Origin of the sequence: Amycolatopsis mediterranei, from assembly GCF_026017845.1 — a bacterium.
Lineage (GTDB): Bacteria > Actinomycetota > Actinomycetes > Mycobacteriales > Pseudonocardiaceae > Amycolatopsis > Amycolatopsis mediterranei.
On record NZ_CP100416.1, the window covers coordinates 324972 to 341832 of the forward strand.

Below are 16861 nucleotides of genomic sequence, written 5' to 3' on the forward strand. Positions count from 1 at the left end.
GTCTGGCGCAAGACCGCCGAGGAGATCATCGACTCGCTCGCACGATATTGCCAACGAATTTCAGGCGCAGGACACTACTCGGCGTTCAACCTGGTCGCACTGACCCGGCTGGCGCAGATCGGCAAGCACGTCGGCGTCGACCTGTGGCACTACACCGCGCCGAGCGGCGCGACGCTGTTCGGCGCGGTCGACTTCCTGATCCCGGGCGCCACGCAGGGACAGTCGGCGTGGCCGTATCCCGAGCTGGACTTCCGGCCGTACGCGGCGCTGGACGTCCTGCACGCGGCGGCCGACGCGGGCGACCGGGCGGCTCGCACGGCGCTTCCCCGGGTGCCGGTGGAGCCGGGCGGCGACCTCTACCCGGTGCGGCCGGCCCCGGAACAGCTCGACGACATTTCGACGTCCTGACGGCGGAAAGGGCCCGGCCTTTCCCGGCCGGGCCCTTTCCCGGCGGAATCAGACGCCCGCCACCTGCGAAATCCAGCTGCGATAACGCGTGATGTTCGTGTACGCGGTGTTGTTCGACCGGTCGCTGGTCGACGCGACGCCGACCTGGCGGCCGGAAGCGAACATCGGGCCGCCGGAGTCGCCGCCGGCGGTGATGCCGTTGACGCGGTTCGCGCACACGGCGACGCCACCGGTGTAGTCGCTGCAGCTGATCGAGTTCACCCGCACGGTCGCGACCTTCAGGTACCGCGACTGGCAGTTGATCTCCGAGCCGCACTGGCTGGTCGCGCCCCAGCCGTAGACCGAGACGTTCTGGCCGACCGAGACGTCGCCGACGCTGCCGAGCGGCGAGTAGGTCGCGTTCACCGAGGTGGTGAGCCGGACGATGGCCAGGTCAGCGGACCCGGGGTACCGCGTGATGGTGGAGCCGGTGGCCGTCGTTCCGCCGCTCGACTGGTCCAGGCTGCCGATGCGGAACGTGTAGGTGCCGGAGCTGCTGACGCAGTGTTTGGCGGTGAGGATGTACTGCGGGGCGATGATCGTCGCGGTGCAGTTCTGCTGACCGTTGACGAACAGCCGCGCCGCCCAGGGCCCGCTGGTGGCGGTGCTGCCGCCGATGATCGACGGCTGGGCCTGCGGGGTGTTGTCGGCGGCCGCCGGACCGCCGAGGCCGACGACGGCCAGTGCGGTGCTCGCGGCCAGCAGGATGAACTTGCCGAATTTCACGCTCACTCCTTTTCACGCGGGGGAGAACCGCGTGGGGGAAAAGCCGGTGGGGACCGAACTCGAAGATTGTCCGAGTTTCCGGCGAATGTCCGGAACCGACGAAAGTCGCCGGTCGAATCCGTATTTATTTCCCGGAGTGGGCTACGTGCAGTTCCCGTACTGTTCCGCTGCTCAGGCGGCGATCTTCACCGGTGCGGTCTTCCGCAGCCAGTACAGCCCGATGACCGGCAGCACGAGCGGGATGAACAGGTACCCCTCGCCGTAGACGGACCAGACGGTCGGGTGCCGGAAGGCGGCCGCGTCTACGAGGCTCAGCGTGCCGATCGTCAGCACGCCCAGCAACTCGGTCGAGCAGGCGACGAGGGCTACGCGCCACCAGCCGTCACCCCGGCGGGCCAGCGCGATCGTGGCGACGATGTAGACGGCCGCGGCGAAAGCCGAGAGCAGGTAGGCGAGCGGGGCTTCGTGGAACTTCGTGCCGATCTGGACGCCGGCCCGCGACGTCGCGGCCAGCGCGAAGATCGCGTACACGGCGACGAGCACCCGCCCAGGGCCGCTGGCCGTCCTACGCTGTTGCTCCACTCCACACCTCGTTCAGTCGCAGCACCATCACCGGGATGGCCAGACAGGCGATACCGAGCACGGCGGTGCTCGACCGGCTCCGCTCGGCCAGCGCCCAGGCGGCGCCGACGGGCAGCACGACCAGGCAGCCGATCAGGTAGGCCAGGTAGGTCGCCAGGCTGCCGGGCCGGTCACCGCCGGCGAGCAGCACGATCCCGATCACCAGCTGCACGACCAGCAGCAGTTCGATGACCGCGAGCGCGACCAGGAGCGGGTTGTCCGGAAGCCGGTTCCGAGCCGACTGGACGAAGCTCCAGAGCGCGACGAGCGTGGCAGCCACGGCGACCGTCACGGCGAATCCGAAGATCACCCGTTCCTCCTTCCGGTCCGCCGGCCGTCAACTTACTCCGTGGTACCGGCGGGCCCGTCCGCCGAGGTGCCGCGAGCGTGGCGCGGACCACCACCGTGATCCGGCGTGGTCGGCGGGTCTTCACGCGGCGGGCACCCATCGGGAAAACTGATCACCGGGCGGCCTTGATGGCAATTTGCCAATTCGGTGGAATTTTCCGCCGGATCCGCTGGTGGACCTGCGGAAATGCCGGAAAGATCTTCACTTTTCGCCACTATGGTGTGGTACCCGGACTGGACAAAATCACCCTGGGTTCGGCTACCAGTCGGTAGGCGCCCTTTTTGCCTACCTCGGATAGCCCAGTTGAACCGCCGGGTTGGCGGATTGGCCCAGAGCTGTCCGGCATGGGGGAATACTCCTTGTCCCGGGGCAGTCATGCCCGGGTCGTACGGAGGGGTATCTCGGATGGACCTGCGCTACGAAGCATTTTGCTTCGCGGACCCGTTGTTCTACGACGAACTGCAGGAAAACGGCGCGCCGGTCGAGGATTTCACCCCGGCGCTCCCCGCGTCGGTCGCCGGGTGGGTCACCACCGATCGTGGTGTGTGGCGCGCGAGGCACCCCGACGGCCGTGTTCTTCCGGCCCAGGGCTGGCAGGTTCACGTTTCGGCCGGCCTGGGCAACGCGAGCCGCGTGCTCGCGCAGGTGTCCGAGTCCTGTACAGAGCACGCGGTCGCCCACAAGCACCTCCGCTCGCCGCTGACGTTGCTCGCCCGGAATTCGAAATACGCATCCGGCGACAGCGAGGTCGAGCTGGCGACCATTTACCCGGCCGACGACAACGAACTCGAGCGAGTGCTCATGGACCTGTCAACGCGGCTGGAAGGTGAGCACGGCCCCGGAATTCCGAGCGCCTTGCAGTACGGCGACGGACCCCTCTACGTGCGTTACGGCGGATTTGCCGAACAGTGGGTCGAGCACGATGGCAACCGCGTCCCGGCCGTCCGCAAGCCGGACGGCCGGCTGGTACCCGAGAAACGGGAACCGACGTCCTCCATGCCCGACTGGGTCAAGCTCCCGACCTGTTTGCGAAGCAGCATCACCGCGCGCAAAGGGGGTGCCCGGACCCAGTTTCCTTACCGGATGGTGCGGCCACTACACGTCTCGAACGGCGGCGGCAGCTACCTCGCCGACCCGAAGGCGGGCGGTGACCAGGTCGTTCTCAAGGAGGCCCGCCCGTACGCAGGTCTCGACGAAGCGCGGATCGACGCCGTCGAGCGGCTGCGTCGAGAGCACGAGGTGCTCGGCCGGCTCGCCGGCATCCCGGGCGTGCCGAGGGCCGTCGAGTGGTTCACCGTTTCGGAGCGCCACTACCTGGCCGCGGAGTACCTGCCGGGTATCCCGCTGGCCGGCTGGCTGACCCGCAACTACCCCCTGACCAGGCGCAGCACGACGACCGTCGACCTCGCCGACTACACCCGCCGCGCGCTGGACATCGTCGAGGGAGTGGAGAAGGCGATCGGCGAAGCCCACGCTCGCGGCATCGTCCTGGGTGACCTGCACCCACAGAACATCTTGGTCGACGAAGACCACCACGACCGGATCTCCCTGACCGACTTCGGGACGGCGTTCGACGCCGAGTCCGCCGACCGCCCGACACCGGGCACGCCCGGCTTCCGCGCACCGGCCGACCGCACCGGTTTCGCGGTCGACGAGCACGCACTCGCAGCGTTGCGGCTGTGGCTCTTCCTGCCGCTATCGCCCGTGGCCGAGCTCGCTCCGGCGAAGCTGCGTCGCATCGCCGACTTCGTCGAACGCCGGTTTCCCCTACCCGAGGGGTACGCCGACGCCGCGGTCGCGGTACTGGCCCCGCGTGAAGTCCCCGTGGAGCCGACACTGGCCCACACCGAGCTCGACCATGACAAACCGGACTGGTCGCTGGTCCGCAAGCAGATCGCCGAGGCGATCCTCGCCAGCGCGACCCCCTCTCGCCAAGACCGGCTGTTCCCGGGGGACATCGAACAGTTCCGCGTCGGCGGTGCGTGTTTCGGGGTCGGGGCCGCCGGGGTGCTGCACGCTCTCAACGTCGCCGGGGCCGGCCGCTTCCCCGAGCACGAACGTTGGCTGATCGAAGCGGTCCGCCGTGAGCCGCCGACCCGGCCCGGCTTCTACGACGGCAGCTCCGGCATCGCCTACGTGCTGGAGAACTTCGGGCACCACGACGAGGCCGCCAAGCTGCTGGCGACGTCCACGCGGCTCGTCGAGCAGACAACCGACCACTCCCTGGAGAGCGGCTTGGCCGGCATCGGGCTGACGATGCTGCACTTCGCGACGGTCCGCCAGGACAACGAGTTCGGACGCCAAGCGCTGACCACGGCCGTCCGGCTGGCCGAGGCGCTGGAGACCGCGGCGCCACCGGGGAACTCCGCCCGCGCCGGGCTGCTGGCCGGCTGGGCCGGGCCGGCACTGCTGTTCATCCGGCTCTTCGAGCGCACCGGCGAGTCGGCCTGGCTCTCCTTCGCCGACCAGGCACTGTGCCGCGACCTCGAAGAATGCGTCGAGGCCGACGACGGCTCGCTGCAGGTCCGCGACGGTGCGGCCCGCACGTTGCCCTACGCAGGCGTCGGCAGCGCCGGGATCCTCTTGGCCGCCGAGCAGCTGGCGCGGCATCGCCCGGACGCGGAGGCCGTCGACAGCCTCCCCGCCCTTCGTGAGGCGTGCCTCGGCGAGTTCGTCGCCCAGCCGGGCTTGCTCAACGGCCGGTGCGGACTGGCTGTCGCGCTGGCCGCGAACCCGGGCCCGGGGCAGCCGAGCCGTGCGGCGGCGATCGACCGGCACCTGGCGTGGCTGGCCTGGTATGCGGTGCCGTACAAGAACGGCCTCGCGTTCCCGGGCAACCGGTTGCTGCGGCTCTCGATGGACGTCAAGACCGGCGGTGCGGGGATCCTCCTTTCTCTGGCTTCGCTCTTCGACGGCAATGAGGTGTTGCCGTTCCTGGGTGGCACGCCGATCGCTCCGGCGACCGGTCGCTGACCCGGGAATCACCACGACGGCCGGGCGGGCAGCCGCTGTTTGCCTCAGGCCGCACGCACGAACGTGAAGCGGCGCTTCACGTCCAGCCGCGTCCGCGAGCCGGGAGCTCGACGGCGGAGTCGACCTGGCCGGGCCGATCCAACCCACCGCTTCGCGTGCCTGGCTGGTGGCCCTTGTCCACCGCCAGTTGCTGGTCCGCGAACGCCGCCACCTGCTGCAGGTGCGTCACCGCCCAGAGTCGGGCGGCCGCTGCCTGCGGTAGTGGCGCGGGCCCGCCGCCGGGACGCCTTCCGGCGACGGGTCCGCTACCGAATACCAGGCCGACCGCGGTCGGGGTCGCAGTCGTCGGCGGGGCGCCTTCCGGCGACGACGCCGCGATCTCCTCCTGGCCACATGGGACGGTGGCGCGTCCGCTCCCGGGGCGTCTGCCGGAAGCGGACGCGCGACCACCGCTGTTTGGTCCACTTCGTGCCTGGGTGCCGGGACCGTCGGCGGGACGCCTGCCGGCAACGGGCCCGGGACCACTCACGAGCCGTCGGCTCACCTTTCTGCCGCCGCAACCGGATCGACGCCTAGGCCGCCATCCGTGTTACCAGCCGATCCGGTGAGGAAACAGCTCGTCCACTGTGGACCGATCTCATGTGCTTCCCAGCTTATCGCCGTCGAAGGGGTGCGGAACCCCTCGTGGCAAATCTGTGGACAACTCGCCGATTTTGGGTCGCCTGTGGACAACTCCGGCCGATCGGCCGGTTCTGTCGGTGCCGTGGTGCATGATCGGAAGTGCAGGAGGAACACGGCCCGGAATGGGGCACCGTCGGAAAGGAGGTGACACGGCGGCGGTGCACGTCATCCGGGCTGCAATGCCTCCAGCGCCTCGCGCAGCTTGCCGGAGACCGGTGTCGGCCGGCGGGACTCGCGGTCCACGAAGACGTGCACGAAGTGCCCTTCCGCGACCAAGGACTCGTCGGCTGCGTACATCCCGATCTCGTAGCGGACGCTGGACTTCCCGAGGTGCGCCACCCGCAGCCCAACCCTCAACGAGCCAGGAAAGGACACCGATGAGTGATACGCGCAGTGCGACTCGACGCACAGCCCGATCACCGCCCCGGCTTCGATGTCGAGGCCGCCCTGCTCGATGAGCCAGGTGTTGATCACGGTGTCCATCAGCGAGTAGTGGACGACGTTGTTGGCGTGCCCGTAGACGTCGTTGTCCTTCCAGCGCAACGGGATCGTCTGCCAATGCGGGTACTCGCTCACCACAGGGACACCGACTCGCGCAGGATGCCGGACAGATCGTCCGCGGACGCTTCGCGGGGTGCGGTGGCCAGCAAGCGCTGCTGCTTGAGGGTTCCCTCGACGAGGGAGTCCACATCGGACTCCGTGTAGCCGACGGCACCGATGCCGTCCGGGATGCCGATCTGCCGCATCAGGTCGATCAGCACCGCGGGCAGGTGGTCGGCGAAGTCGCCGGGCCACTCGAAGTCGGGGGCCAGCAGGCGGGCGACGCGCAGGTGGCGGTCCGGTGCCGCGTCGAAGGTGAAGCGGAACGCCGCGGGCGCGGTCAGCGAGACGGCCATGCCGTGCGGCACCATGGGTTCTTCGCCCGGATAACCGTCCGGGTGGAAATCCCTGACCTGACCGGCGATCGGGTAGGCGTTCGCGTGCGGGATGTGCACGCCGGCGTTGCCGAAGCCGAGGCCGGCGAACGTCGCGGCGAGGGCCATGGCCTCGCGGGCCTTGAGGTCGGCACCGTCGCGCACCGCAGCCGGGAGGGCCCACGACAGCAGCCTCAGCGACTGCTCGGCGAACATGTCGGCCAGCGGGTTCGAGCCGCAGTACGGCACGCGCTGCTCCGGGCGCTTGCGCTCGAACTCGGTGTACGGCTTGGCGGTGTAGCTCTCCGCGGCGTGGCAGAGGATGTCCATGCCGCTGGCGGCCGTCACCCCAGGCGGCTGGCTGACGGTGAGCCGCGGGTCGACGACGGCCAGGGTGGGGCGCAGCCGCAGGTGGCTGATCCCGCTCTTCACGCGCAGCGACAACACGTCCAGGACGCAGACCGTGGTGCTCTCGGAGCCCGTGCCGGTGGTGGTGGGCACCGCGACCAGCGGCTTCAGCGAGCGGGCCGGCGCGCGGCCGCCGCCGACGGGCGCGTTGACGTAGTCCATCAGCTCGCCGTCGTTGCTCGTCAGGAGGTTTGCCGCCTTGGCGGTGTCGATGGCGGACCCGCCGCCGACGGCCACGAAGGCGTCGTACGGACCGGTTCCGCGCGCGAAGTCGACCGCCTTCTGCATGCTGACATCAGTGGGCTCGACGTGGACGCCGTCGAAGATCTCGGTCTCGATGCCGTAGCCCGCGATGCCGTCGGCTATGCGGCGGGGCCAGGCTGTCGCGGCCACCTGCGGATCCGTCACGACGAGCACGCGGTGCGCGCCGTACTGGGTCAGGTCGTAGCCGATCTCGTCGCTGGCGCCGGTGCCGTACTTCAGCGCCGGTGCACCATAGGTAAAAACAGTTTCATGTTCGGTGGCGGCCAAGTCTGCGGTCCTCACTCCCTTGATCGGCTACCAATCGGTCAAAGCGGACATTCGGCCTATCCTTGTCCGGTTTCGGTGAAGATCACTTGACTGCACTGAACGGTGCCCGCCTAAGCTCTCCTCATTAGATACCAACTGGGAGCGACCGTCGCCCAGACGGCCGTGCGGATCCTGACCGAGGCGCGTGTCCGCCGCGTGTACGCGGTGGTCGGTGAGTCCTTCCTGGAACTGCTCGACGCCCTGCAGCGGGAGCGGGAGATCACGCTGGTCTCGGCGCGCCACGACGCGGGCGCGGCGTTCATGGCGGAGGCCGAGGGGAAGCTCACCGAACGTCCCGCCGTGCTGCTCGCCAGCCGGGGGCCGAGTGCGGCGAGCCTGGCCATCGGCGTCCAAACGGCGTACCAGGACGAGACGCCGATGGTCGTGCTGCTGGAGACGCCGGCGGCCGAGCCGGTGCCGTCGTCGTCGGGGGAGCTGCCGACGTCGGACCTCACGGCCATGTTCGAGTCGATCGCCAAGTCGACATTGCGGGTGACCGATCCGGACGGGCTGCCGGGGTTGCTCGCGCACGCGCTGACGACGTCGCAGGAAGGCCGGCCGGGGCCGGTCGTGCTCGGCGTGCCCTGCGACGTCTGGGGCATGCCCTACGACGCGGCCAAGCCGATGGCGCGGGTGCGGCCGCCGGCGTCCGGGACGCTGGGCCGTTCGGCTGACGCCGTGGCGCAACTGGTCGACGAGGCCAAGTACCCGGTCGTCATCGTCGGCGGGCGGGCGCGGTCGGCGCGGGACGAGCTGATCGCCGTCGCCGACGAGCTCGCGCTGCCCGTCTACAACGCCTTCCGGCGGCAGGACGCCTTCCCGGAGAACCACGCCCGCTACGCCGGTCACCTGGGGCTGGGCATCCCGGCCCGGCAGCTGGACGCCCTCGAACGCGCGGACCTGGTGCTCGCGCTCGGCACCCAGCTCGACGAGGTGACCACCCAGGCCTACCGCTACCCGACCGCGCAGCAGACGCTGGTCATGGTCGGCACTGGCATCGATGTCAGCCCGAAGCGGCGGGGGCTGACGTTCCGCGTCGACTCCGAAGTCGAGCCGTTCCTGCGGGAGCTGCGGGAGGTGGCGTCGCCGCGGACGCGGCGGGCTTCGGCGGCGAACGCGGCCGTCCACACCTTCATGACCCCGCCCGACACCAGCGGGAACACCCGGGTGCACCCGGTCGACGTCGTCCGGGCGCTGCGGAAGCTGGCGCCCGAGGACACCATCGTGACCAGCGACGCGGGCAACTTCGCTCAGTTCATGCACCGCTACTGGTGCTTCACCGCGCCGCGCAGTCAGCTCGGCCCGAGCAACGCCGCCATGGGCTACGCCGTGCCGGCCGCCGTGGCGGCGAAGCTGACCGAGCCGCGGCGGACCGTCGTGGCCATGGTCGGGGACGCCGGCACGCTGATGACCGGCCAGGAGATCGAAACGGCCGTCCGGTACCGGGCGCCGGTGATGGTGGTCGTCTTCCAGAACGGCGTCCACGGCGCGCTCGCGATGCACCAGGCCCGCACCTACGGCCGGCTCACGGGGGTTTCGATCCCGTTGACCGACTTCGCGTCGTGGGCGCGTGGGCTCGGCGCGGCCGGGTACACCGTGGACGATCGTGAAGAGCTCGAGCCCATCATCGCCAGCGCACTGGTGCGGCAGCGGCCGTGCGTCATCGACGTGCGCACGGATCCCGACGTCGTGACCCCTGACGTGCGGATCTCGGCCCTGCTCGGCCAGGCGCGTCCGCAACCTCCCGCCCAGTAACGGTTTCGTTCCGGAAAAGCTGGGAATGTCGTGTGGTAGCAGGGCGTTGGCTCGGGTAACCTGGCGGTGTTCCGGTGGTGGTTCGCCGCTGAACCTTCCCGGCCGGGTCCCGGCGGGAAACAACCGGTTTCTGTCGGTGCCCCATGGCACCATCACGGTCATGACCCGCGCAGAAGCGGGCAGGGAACGAGGGGAGTTTCGACGTGACCGATCACCAGCACGCATCCGAAGCAGCGCGGAAGTCCTCCGGCGTCGTACCGGTGCTGTTCAGCGCCAGTTCCGAGGCCCACGACGACGCGGTGGTCGCCGGTGAGCACGACACGGCGTGGCGTTCGCCGTTCACCACCGAGGGGCTGCGCCCGGCGAGTGGCGAATAGCTCACCCCTCCCGGGTGAAGATGGCTTGTCCCTCCCGCTCAAGGTGTGCTTTACTGCTTAAGGTCTCGATTTTTGTGTTCGTGTTGAGTCACGCTCGCAGAACTCAGCGGGCGTAGTGTCTCCTCGCCGAGGAAGCAAACCGTCCGGGTGATGACCCGGGACGCCGAAGTGGCTTCCTGTTTTGGTGTTACACATGGAGATCTTTTTATGACTCAGGGCACTGTGAAGTGGTTCAACTCCGAGAAGGGGTTCGGCTTCATCACCCCCGACAACGGTGGCGGCGACGTCTTCGTTCACTACAGCGAGATCCAGGGTAACGGCTTCAAGAGCCTGGAAGAGAACGCTCGCGTCGAGTTCGAGATCGGCCAGGGCCAGAAGGGCCCGCAGGCCACGTCGGTCACCGTGATCTGACTTTGATCTTGGGAAAGGGCCGTCACCCGGTTGGGGTGGCGGCCCTTTTCGTAGGCTGCGCACCATGATCGAGCACGGATACGCCGTTTCCGGGATGAGCTGCGCCCAGTCGGTGACCGAAGAAATCACCGTGCTGCCCGGAGTGGCCGAAGTGGACGTCGACGTCGCGACCGGCCGCGTCTTAGTGCGCGCCGAAACGACGCTGACGGAGGACGACGTCCGGGCCGCGATCGAAGAAGCCGGCTTCACCTACGAGGGCGTCGCCGACCTGGTCCCGTAGTCCGCTGCCGCGACCTCGTCCCGGTGGGTTCTTCCCCGGCGACTCCGGGGTGGACAGTCCACTGCAGATCACTGGGTGAGACGCCTGGTGTGATCTACCTCGCTCCTGTTGCGCATCACACCGCTACTGCAACGCTCTGCAACCCTTCCGTTTCGCCCGTTCACGGAGTCTCCTGTTCTCGGGTGAAAGAACGGGAGGTCAGGTGGGTGAAACGGTGGCGGGGATCGTCGCGAACCCCGCATCGGGGCGGGACATCCGCCGGCTGGTCGCGCAGGCGTCGGTGTTCCCCACCGCGGAAAAGGCGAACATGGTCCAGCGGCTGCTGGCGGCGTTCGCCGTCACCGGGCTCGACCGGGCCCTCGTCTCGACCGACCTGGGCGGGATTTCCGCCGCGGTCCTGCGCGCGCTCGGCCGCGGTGGCTCCTGGCCGAAGGTCGACTTCTGCGAGGACGACGCCCTCACCGGCACCGCCGCCGACACGACGAACGCCGTGCGTCGCATGGTCGAGGCCGGCGCCGGGGTCATCGTCGTCCTCGGTGGGGACGGGACCGCCCGGGTCGCCGCCGCGGCCTGCGAGGACGTGCCGCTGCTCGCCCTCTCCACCGGGACCAACAACGCCTTCCCGCAGATGCGGGAGGCGACCGTCGCCGGCCTGGCCGCCGGGCTGATCGCCACCGGGCAGATCGATCCCGACCTCGTCACCCACCGCGTCAGCGTGCTCGAGGTCGTCACGAAAGCACGCAGGGAGATCGCGCTCGTCGACGTCTGCGTGTCGCTGAGCAGGCACATCGGGGCGCGGGCGCTGTGGGACCCCTCGTCGCTCACCGAGCTGTACTGCACCTTCGCCGAGCCGGACGGCATCGGCCTCTCGAGCGTTCCCGGCCAACTGTGCCCCAGCCCGCGGTCGAGCCCGGACGGCGTCGCGCTGCAGCTCGGGCCGGTCGGGGAGACGCCGTACGTCGTGCACGCGCCGATCGCGCCCGGGCTCGTCCGGCCGGTCGGCGTGCGCGGCTGGGGGCTCCTGCGACCCGGCGTGCGCGTCGAACTCGCTGCCGCGGGCGGAGTCATCGCGCTCGACGGCGAGCGCGAGCTCGAGCTGAAGACCGGGGAGAGCGCGTTCGTCGAGCTCAAGCCGGACGGGCCGTGGGTCGTCGACGTGCGGGCGGCGATGGCGGAGGCGGCGCGGAAAGGACTGTTGCGCGCGGACACCGAACTGGGGAAGGAGCGCCGAAGATGACGGACGCCCTCCGGGGTGCGTATCGCGTGATGCGGACCATCCGAGCCGTCGAAGAGCGAGTGCGCGCGACCGGTGGCAACCGGTACGTCGGCGGGGAGGCTTTGGCCGCGGGTGTCTGTCTCCACCTCGACAGCCGTGACGCCATCGCCGGCACCCATCGCCGTCACGGGCACCGCATCGCCAAGGGCGTCGACGTCCGGGCCGTCCTGGCCGAGATCCAGCAGCACCGGCTGATCACGACGGACACCCTCGGCGGCGTCCCGCTGCTGATCTGCGGCGCCGCGATCGCCGCGAAACAGCAGGACACCGGCGGCGTCGGCGTGGCCTTCCTCGGGGACGCCCCGGGGACGACGCTGGAGGCGCTGACCCTCGCGTCGGCCTGGCACCTGCCCGTCATCTTCGTCACGGAGAACCCCGGTTACGCCGATCGGGTGGCCGGGCTCGGTGTGCCCGGGGTCGTCATCGACGGATCCGACTTCTTCGCCGTGCACGAAGCGGCCGGAGAAGCGGTCGGCCGCGCCCGCGACGGCGGTGGCCCGACACTGCTCGAGGCCGGCTTCCCGCGGCACGTCGGCGACTGCCTCCACCGGTTCCGCACCCGTGTCACCGACAGCGGTGAGCTGCGCGAACAGGTCCTCGACGCCATCGACGCCGAAGTCGCCCAGCTCGTCGAGGACTCGGTCGCCGCGCCGAAATCCGCCCCGGACGCCCTGGAGACCGACGTCTACGTCTCGTACTGAAGCGGGACAAACCCGGCCCGGCCGCGACGTGCCCCACCTACCGATCATCCAGCCGAAAAGGCAGACTCCGGGGAGGCACAGCACAAGGAGCGGCGGTTTGGGGCAGCGAGACCTCGAGGCAGCGTTGCCGGCCGGGGTGGATCCCCGGCGGTACGCCCGTGTCCTCGCGCAGGTGCACGAAGCAGCCCTGAACGGCCAGGCGCTGCCGAGCCGGCTGCGGCCGGTCATCGGCGCGTCTTGGCAGCGGATGCGCCGGCTGGGGCTGGACCCGGACAGCCGGGCCGCCGCGCCCGTGCTGACCTTCGAACAGCTGGAAGCGCGCCGCCGCGCGAGCGGGCTGGCCGAGGCGCTGCCGATCCTGCGCGGCGGCCTGCTCAGCCTCGCCGAGCAGGCCGCGCACATCATGGTGATCGCCGACGCCGGTGGCGCCGTCCTCTGGCGTGACGGCAGTGCCGCGGTCCGGCGCCGCGCCGACGGGCTCGGGTTCGTCGAAGGCGTCGATTGGCAGGAGGAATCCGTCGGCACCAACGCGATCGGCACCGCGCTCGTCGCGCGCAGCCCGATCCAGGTGTACTCCGCCGAGCACTACGTCCGGACCCAGCACTCCTGGACGTGTGCGGCCGCGCCGCTGCACGACCCGCGCGACGGCAGGCTGCTCGGCGTCGTCGACCTCTCCGGGCCTGCCTCGACCATCCACGCGACGACATTGGCGCTGGTCGACGCCGTGACGCGGCTCGCGGAGGCCCAGCTGCGCACCACCCACCTCACCGAGCTCGAACGGCTTCGCGGCTTCGCCGTCCCGGTCCTCGCGAAGGTCGGCGGCCGGGCGATGGTGGCCGACAAACACGGCTGGATCGCCGCGGCCGCCGGGCTCGCGCCGGTCGACCGGGTCGCGCTGCCCACCGGCCTCGGTCCCGGGCGAGCCTGGCTGCCCGCGTACGGCGGCTGTTCCGTCGAGCCCGTCCCCGGCGGCTGGCTGCTCCGGCTGACCGAGAACGAGGCGGCCCCGCCCACCCGCGTCGTGCTCGACCTTCGATCGCCGCGCGAGCCCGAGCTCACCGTGGCCAGTGCCGCCGGGACCTGGACGCACCGGCTCAGCCCGCGCCACGCCGAGGTGCTGTACGTGCTGGCCAGCCGGCGCGACGGCCGGTCTGCGTCCGAACTGTCGGCCGACCTGTTCGGCGACGCCGGCCGGACGGTGACCGTCCGCGCCGAGATGTCCCGGCTGCGACGGCACTTCGGCGGCATCCTCGGCGCCAAGCCGTACCGCTTCGCCGACGACGTCGAGGTGGTCGTCCGACGGCCGCCGGACCCCGAAGCCGTGCTCCCGCACTCGCTCGCCCCGGCCATCCGCGGCTGACCGCACGCCGGCCGAAAACCGCGGCCCGGCGCATTACCTTGGCGCACAAGGCGTGCAGCCCGAGGCGCGGCTGACTGAATGGTCCGATGTGGACGGTGGGCTGCGAACGGACCGGGCGAGACAGCCGGAGGCAACGCCCTCGGGTCTTTCACCCGGACAGGTGAAGGATTCGGTCTGGCGGCCCGCGCGAGCGGCCCGCCGTCCGCGCTGACGTGCGGCCCCGAAGACGGCCACCGGCGCGTCCGGGCGGAAGTCCGGACCTGATCACCGGTGTGCGCGGGAACACGTCCGCCCAGATCACGTGCTGATGACAGCGGGTGGTGTCGGTGGCTGCGCGCGCGGCGACTCGGCTACCTTCTGCGAGTACGGCTCACAGCGAACTTTTTCGGGGGCTCCGGGTGGCCACGCCCCCGGCCTGGGGCGAGGCCCCGGATGGCAGGGGAGGAATTTCGGGGATGACCAGCACTGCGACGGCCCCGGGGCCTGCGGCGCCCGCGCCGGCACCCCCACCGTCGCCACCGGACGGCCGCGACCGCACCGGGAGCCGCAGCGGCCTGCTGGGGCTGCTCGACCTGCCGGGCCAGGGGATCCGTGCGATCGTCCGATCGGCCGCGACCACCCCCGGCCGGCTCACCGTGATCGCCGTCGGGCTGGTGCTGCTGGCGCTCGTCGCCGGGCTCGTCGCGACGCTGTCGGTGCAGGACCGCGACGACACGATTTCCGGCGTCATCGACCACCGCGAGCCGCTCGCCGCCGCGTCGCAGCAGGTCTACCGCTCGCTTTCGGACGCGGACGCGACCGCCGCGAGCGCGTTCCTCTCCATCGGCACCGAGCCACCCCAGCTCCGCCAGCGCTACGAGCGGGACATCGCCGAAGCCGGCGCCGCGCTCGCGAAGGCCGCTTCCGACGCCGCGGACGTCGCCGACGCCGCCACCCCGGTCGACACGCTGAACCAGCAGCTGCCCGTCTACACCGGGCTCGTCGAGACGGCACGGGCGAACAACCGCCTCGGCTACCCGGTCGGCGCGTCCTACCTGCGCGAGGCGTCCGAGCTGATGCGGGCGAAGCTGCTGCCCGCCGCCCAGGACCTCTACCGGGTCGACACCGAGCGGCTCATCGAAGAGCAGGACAGCGCCACCGGTTTCCCGTGGCTCGCCACGATCCTGGTGGTGGCGCTGCTGGCCGCGCTGATCGTCACCCAGGTCTACCTGACCCGGCGCACCAACCGGCTGCTCAACGTCGGGCTCGTCGTCGCGACGGCCGCCGTCGTGGTGTCGCTGCTGTGGGGCGGGGTCGCGCTGATCTTCCAGGGCAGCCTGGTCGGCAGCGGCCAGGACGACGGTTCGCACCGCGTCGACGTGCTCGTCCGCGCGCGGATCGCCGCGCTGCAGGCCCGTGCCGACGAAACGCTGACGCTGGTCGCCCGCGGCGACGGCGGCGCGTACGAGAAGGACTTCACCGCCAAGGCGGTCCAGCTGCTCGGCCAGGACGGCCAGGGCGGTCTCCTCGGCGAAGCCCGCGGCCTGATCAAAGACGGCGACGGCGCCGCGAAGGTCGAGGCCGCGTCGAAGGCCGCCGGCGACTGGCTGAAGGCCCACGGGCAGGTGCGCGACCAGGACAACGCCGGGGCGTACCAGGAAGCCGTCGACTCCGCGGTGCAGGAAGACGCGAAAGGCGGCTCGGCGCCGGCCTTCCGGCAGCTCGACGACAGCCTCCAGGCCGCGATCGACGTCGGCAGGCAGGCCTTCCTCGACGACACCCACAACGGCGACCGCGCGCTGACGCTCCTCGCACCCGGCTTGGCCGTGCTGGCGGTCGTCGCCGCGGCGGGTGTCACCATGGGGATCCGGGAGCGACTGAGGGAGTACCGGTGAGCAGGCGGCGGACGGTGCTGATCGTTACCAATCCGACCACAGTCACGGCCGAATGGCTTCGGAGAAGCGGTTACGTGCCGCGCAGGGGTCGGCCTGCTTTTGGCCGGATTGGTAACACGGTCCGGGCGGGCGTGCTGGCGGTCGTCGCGCTGCTGGCTGCGTCCTGCGGCAGCGCCGGGAAACCGGTCGACCCGGCGCCGGTCGGCAACGCGGCCTGGCCGCAGCCCGCGCACGTCGGCGGCCCGGACGCGACGGCCGGCGGCGGCTCCGACACCAGCTGCAACCCCCTGGCCAGCCTGGTGCCGGCCAGCAGCAGCACGACCGTCCCCGACAGCTCGACGATGTCCGACATCAGGAAGCGCGGCAAGCTGATCGCCGGGGTCGACCAGACCACCTACCTGTTCGGGTTCCGCAACCCCACCTCGGGCAACCTCGAGGGCTTCGACATCGACATGGTCAACGCCGTCGCCAAGGCGATCTTCGGCTCGGCCGACGGCCACGTCCAGTTCCGCGCGATCCCGTCGTCGCAGCGTGAAGAAGTCCTGAAGAAGCACCAGGTCGACATCGTGGTCCGGACCTACAGCATCACCTGCGCGCGCAAGAAGGACGTCGAGTTCTCCTCCGTGTACTACGTGGCAGGCCAGAAGATCCTGGTCCCCAAGGAGTCGAAGGCGCAGAAGCTGTCGGACCTGAGCGGCAAGCGGGTGTGCGCGACCAAGAAGTCGACGTCGCTGGCGAAGATCGCGACGGACGCGGCCAAGCCGGTGCCGGTCTCGGTCGACAACTGGTCGGACTGCCTGGTGATGCTCCAGCAGGGCCAGGTCGACGCGGTGTCGACCGACGACACGATCCTCGCCGGGATGGCCGCGCAGGACTCGACGCTCGAGGTCCGCGGCGAGCCGCTGACGCAGGAGAACTACGGCATCGGCGTGCCGAAGGACCGCCCGGACCTGGTCCGCTACGTCAACGCGGTGCTCGACCAGATCCGCGGCAACGGCGTGTGGCAGGACAGCTACCGCCGCTGGGTGGAAGCCCGCCTCGGGCCGGCTTCGCCGCCGGCGCCGCAGTACCAGTGAATGCCGCAGTACCGAAGGACGCAGCGCGACTAGAATCGATCTCCGCACGTCGCAGGGGATCC

At 70.5% G+C, this 16861-nt stretch carries 17 protein-coding genes; 11 read left to right on the forward strand and 6 right to left on the reverse strand.

Annotation, left to right across the window (positions count from 1 at the left end; all coding sequences use genetic code 11):
* On the forward strand, positions 1–408 hold a 408-nt coding region (locus tag ISP_RS01625; protein WP_265049897.1), incomplete at its 5' end, for an alginate lyase family protein.
* Between the two features lie 48 nt (positions 409–456).
* Here ISP_RS01625 and ISP_RS01630 read toward each other — a convergent pair.
* The 3 genes from ISP_RS01630 to ISP_RS01640 all read right to left on the reverse strand — a co-directional run bounded on the left by ISP_RS01630 (position 457) and on the right by ISP_RS01640 (position 2104).
* A complete protein-coding gene (locus tag ISP_RS01630) occupies positions 457–1173 on the reverse strand; it encodes a S1 family peptidase (RefSeq protein ID WP_013222282.1) in 717 nt (238 codons plus the stop codon).
* 171 nt (positions 1174–1344) lie between these two features.
* On the reverse strand, positions 1345–1716 hold the full coding sequence (locus ISP_RS01635; RefSeq protein ID WP_013222283.1) for a membrane protein: 372 nt from the start codon (positions 1714–1716) through the stop codon (positions 1345–1347).
* Positions 1717–1738: 22 nt separating this feature from the next.
* On the reverse strand, positions 1739–2104 hold the full coding sequence (locus ISP_RS01640) for a hypothetical protein (RefSeq protein ID WP_013222284.1): 366 nt from the start codon (positions 2102–2104) through the stop codon (positions 1739–1741).
* Positions 2105–2548: 444 nt separating this feature from the next.
* Between ISP_RS01640 and lanKC the strand changes: the two genes are divergently transcribed.
* Positions 2549–5116 carry a class III lanthionine synthetase LanKC gene (lanKC, locus tag ISP_RS01645; protein WP_013222285.1) on the forward strand — a complete coding sequence of 856 codons (2568 nt, stop codon included), beginning with the start codon at positions 2549–2551 and terminating at the stop codon, positions 5114–5116.
* A gap of 76 nt (positions 5117–5192) precedes the next feature.
* Here the strand turns inward: lanKC and ISP_RS01650 are convergent, their stop codons facing one another.
* From ISP_RS01650 to ISP_RS01660, 3 genes are all read right to left on the reverse strand, one after another.
* A complete protein-coding gene (locus ISP_RS01650) occupies positions 5193–5345 on the reverse strand; it encodes a hypothetical protein (protein WP_014466532.1) in 153 nt (50 codons plus the stop codon).
* A 617-nt stretch (positions 5346–5962) separates the two neighbouring features.
* Positions 5963–6376, reverse strand: coding sequence for an acyl-CoA thioesterase (locus ISP_RS01655; RefSeq protein WP_013222286.1), 414 nt, complete (start codon positions 6374–6376; stop codon positions 5963–5965).
* The gene (locus ISP_RS01660) at positions 6370–7650 is read right to left on the reverse strand and encodes a hydroxyacid-oxoacid transhydrogenase (RefSeq protein WP_013222287.1); all 1281 of its coding nucleotides are present in this window, start codon (positions 7648–7650) and stop codon (positions 6370–6372) included. Before ISP_RS01660 ends, ISP_RS01655 begins: the two co-directional genes overlap by 7 nt.
* A gap of 135 nt (positions 7651–7785) precedes the next feature.
* Here ISP_RS01660 and ISP_RS01665 point away from each other — a divergent pair, with 135 nt between their 5' ends.
* From ISP_RS01665 to ISP_RS01705, 9 genes are all read left to right on the forward strand, one after another.
* Complete coding sequence (locus ISP_RS01665) at positions 7786–9444, forward strand: thiamine pyrophosphate-binding protein (RefSeq protein ID WP_071831721.1); 1659 nt, start codon at positions 7786–7788, stop codon at positions 9442–9444.
* A 203-nt stretch (positions 9445–9647) separates the two neighbouring features.
* On the forward strand, positions 9648–9821 hold the full coding sequence (locus tag ISP_RS01670) for a hypothetical protein (RefSeq protein ID WP_014466534.1): 174 nt from the start codon (positions 9648–9650) through the stop codon (positions 9819–9821).
* Positions 9822–10028: 207 nt separating this feature from the next.
* Positions 10029–10232, forward strand: a complete 204-nt coding sequence (locus ISP_RS01675; protein ID WP_013222289.1) for a cold-shock protein — start codon at positions 10029–10031, stop codon at positions 10230–10232.
* Between the two features lie 64 nt (positions 10233–10296).
* Positions 10297–10512: a heavy-metal-associated domain-containing protein gene (locus tag ISP_RS01680; RefSeq protein WP_013222290.1), complete on the forward strand. Its 216-nt coding sequence runs from the start codon at positions 10297–10299 to the stop codon at positions 10510–10512.
* 202 nt (positions 10513–10714) lie between these two features.
* Positions 10715–11749, forward strand: coding sequence for an ATP-NAD kinase family protein (locus ISP_RS01685; RefSeq protein WP_013222291.1), 1035 nt, complete (start codon positions 10715–10717; stop codon positions 11747–11749).
* A complete protein-coding gene (locus ISP_RS01690) occupies positions 11746–12489 on the forward strand; it encodes a thiamine pyrophosphate-dependent enzyme (RefSeq protein ID WP_013222292.1) in 744 nt (247 codons plus the stop codon). Before ISP_RS01685 ends, ISP_RS01690 begins: the two co-directional genes overlap by 4 nt.
* Positions 12490–12586: 97 nt before the next feature.
* Positions 12587–13849, forward strand: coding sequence for a GAF domain-containing protein (locus ISP_RS01695; protein WP_013222293.1), 1263 nt, complete (start codon positions 12587–12589; stop codon positions 13847–13849).
* 455 nt (positions 13850–14304) lie between these two features.
* The gene (locus tag ISP_RS01700; protein ID WP_013222294.1) at positions 14305–15723 is read left to right on the forward strand and encodes a hypothetical protein; all 1419 of its coding nucleotides are present in this window, start codon (positions 14305–14307) and stop codon (positions 15721–15723) included.
* A gap of 131 nt (positions 15724–15854) precedes the next feature.
* Positions 15855–16799: a glutamate ABC transporter substrate-binding protein gene (locus ISP_RS01705; protein WP_013222295.1), complete on the forward strand. Its 945-nt coding sequence runs from the start codon at positions 15855–15857 to the stop codon at positions 16797–16799.
* The last annotated feature ends 62 nt before the right edge of the window (positions 16800–16861 follow it).